This window comes from Stenotrophomonas sp. HMWF003, assembly GCF_003061285.1.
GTDB classification, from domain to species: Bacteria; Pseudomonadota; Gammaproteobacteria; order Xanthomonadales; family Xanthomonadaceae; genus Stenotrophomonas; species Stenotrophomonas maltophilia_AP.
Genome location: NZ_QAIW01000187.1, coordinates 12,606 through 14,784, shown reverse-complemented (window position 1 = coordinate 14,784; position 2,179 = coordinate 12,606). Strand labels below are relative to the sequence as shown.

3 protein-coding genes are annotated in these 2,179 nt (G+C 71.2%); 2 read left to right on the top strand and 1 reads right to left on the bottom strand.

Annotated elements, in window-relative coordinates; all coding sequences use genetic code 11:
- Positions 1–203, bottom strand: a 203-nt coding sequence (locus DBR34_RS07580) for a hypothetical protein (RefSeq protein ID WP_146186792.1), incomplete at its 3' end; no start/stop codon positions are given.
- Between the two features lie 438 nt (positions 204–641).
- Between DBR34_RS07580 and DBR34_RS07575 the strand changes: the two genes are divergently transcribed.
- Together DBR34_RS07575 and DBR34_RS07570 are read left to right on the top strand one after the other, a co-directional pair.
- A complete protein-coding gene (locus tag DBR34_RS07575; RefSeq protein ID WP_128096332.1) occupies positions 642–1,646 on the top strand; it encodes a hypothetical protein in 1,005 nt (334 codons plus the stop codon).
- On the top strand, positions 1,639–2,179 hold a 541-nt coding region (locus DBR34_RS07570; RefSeq protein ID WP_128096333.1), incomplete at its 3' end, for a DUF3106 domain-containing protein. The genes DBR34_RS07575 and DBR34_RS07570, both read left to right, overlap by 8 nt.

Below are 2,179 nucleotides of genomic sequence, written 5' to 3'. Positions count from 1 at the left end.
ACCCCGACCAGCTCGCGCGAGCCAAACGGCACCCGCAGCCGGCGCCCGACCATGTCGGCCTGCGGCGGCTCGCCCGGCGGCGGGGCGTAATCGAACCACTGGGGCAGGGGCAGCGGCAGCGCCACCTGCACGGTCGGCGCATTCAGCTGGGGCGTGGGGCCACCGGTCAGCGACAGGGTGGGGGCCGGATCGGAACTGGGCATCGCAGCAGTGTAGCGGCCCGTTCCCGCCCCGGCAGCGACCCTGAACACGCTTGTGAGGTCCACTGCGCGAACCTAAATAGCGGCTAAATATCTGTCCCGTCGAGAGATTCAGGCTTATCCACATCTTCTGTGGATAAGTCTGTGCGCCACTCTCGATCTCCGGGCCGTGCGTCAGGAAGTTCCGACCTCTCCCTCAACTTGGTCAAAAAATAGCCACACAACTATATCCATAAAATTCAATGAGATAGCTGTGAAACAAAGCTGAAACATGCATCGCATGCCTATCACACCCGGTTGCACCCGGGATTTCCTTGATGCTGTGCACAACCTGCGCCCGTGACAGCAGCACTCTGGCTGCTCGGTCTTCACACGCTGCCTATATCGGCACGCCGGATCGGCCGCGCAATCGCTATCATTTCCGCAAATGATGGAGTTGCTATGACGGCTGCGACGGCCCCCCTTTCTTCAACCGCAGCCGGCGCGCTGTCGGCGTTCCTGCGCGGCGTTGAGCGCCGCGCCCTGGTGGTGGCCGAGCTGCAATGCGGTGACCCGGCCGTGGCCGAGCAGGCGCTGGTGGCGGTGATGCGGGCGTTCGCCGGTATCGCCAGCGATGTGCCGATGGCGCAATGGCCCGACCGATTCTGGATCCTGCTGGCCCACCGCACCCCCATCCGCATGCCGGCCGAGGGCGGGCGCTGGGCCGACGGCCTTGGCCACCTGCAGGCCCTGCCGCCGCCGGCACGGCTGGCGCTGCTGCTGCGCATCGGCGGCGGGCTGGATGAAGCGGCCGCGGCCCAGATCCTCGACCTGCCCGTGGCCGACTACCAGCAGGCGCTGGCCGACGCGTGCCCGCGCGATGCGCACGGCCATCCCGATGCGGCCGGCTGGCGCGCACTGGCCGAACAGGTGCAGCAGCGCCTGCGCGACCTGCCGCTGTCACGCCTGCAGAAGCTGCAGCAGCCGGTGGCGGCGCCGACCCCGGCGAGCCACGATGCCGCCTCCTGGCGTACTCCGCACAAGGCCGATGCCACGCCGGCCCGTGCCCGCCCGCGCCGCCAGGGCGGGCGCCGCTTCCCCTGGAAGGGGCTGCTGATCGTGGTGGTCACCGCCGGCGTGCTGCTGGGTGGCGCAGCCTGGTGGAAACATGCCCGCACCGCGACCGACCCGGCCGCCACTGCGCCCGCCGGCGCCGTGGCAGACGCCGGTCCGGTACAGGTGGAAGCCCTGCCGGCCGATGACGTGCCCGTGACCGCGCCGGCCGATCCGGCCCATGCCGCCACCGATGCAGCCATGCTGGCCGACCCGGACCTGCCCCTGGCGCGCGATGCCGACCTGTATGCCTGGTCGGCCGCCGGCGGGCCGGTGCCGGTGGATGAATCACAGCCGCAGCCCAGCCGCCCCGAAGCGGCGGCGGCCGGGCTGGAGACCAGCACCGATGAATAAGCTTCTCCTGCGCATGGCGCTGCTGCTGGCCGTGCCCACGTTGGCCAACGCCGCCTCCCAACCGCTGCCGTTGCCCGAACGCGATGCAACGCCGGCCGTCGCCACGCCCGCCACCGCGCCGGCCATTCCGGCCACCCGCGCCGCGCTCGACCCGGCCCAACTGCAGGAACTGCGCCGCCGCTACGCCGCCTGGCAGGCACTGCCGGAACCGGAGCGGGCGCGCATCCGCGACGCCGCCCAGCGCATGGCTGCGTTGCCGCCGGCCCAGCAGCAGGCGCTGCGCGCGCGTTTCGACGCGCAGGACCAGCGCTTCCGCGACGGCTGGCTGCTGGGACCGCAACTGGGGCAGGCCTTCCCAAAGCTGCAGGGCTTGTTCGGCTACCTGCCGGCCGAACAGCGCGAACCGGCGCTGGCCATCCTGCGCCAGCTCAGCCTGGACCAGCTGGCCCAGCTCAGCCTGGTGGCGCAGCGCACCCCGCCGCAGGAGCGCGACCAGGTCCGCAGCCAGTTCCTCGCGCTCGCCCCCGGCGCCC

Bases quoted from the DNA above. Each gene is read 5' to 3' on its own strand.
- DBR34_RS07575 (WP_128096332.1), top strand. From the start codon at position 642: ATGACGGCTGCGACGGCCCCCCTTTCTTCAACCGCAGCCGGCGCGCTG.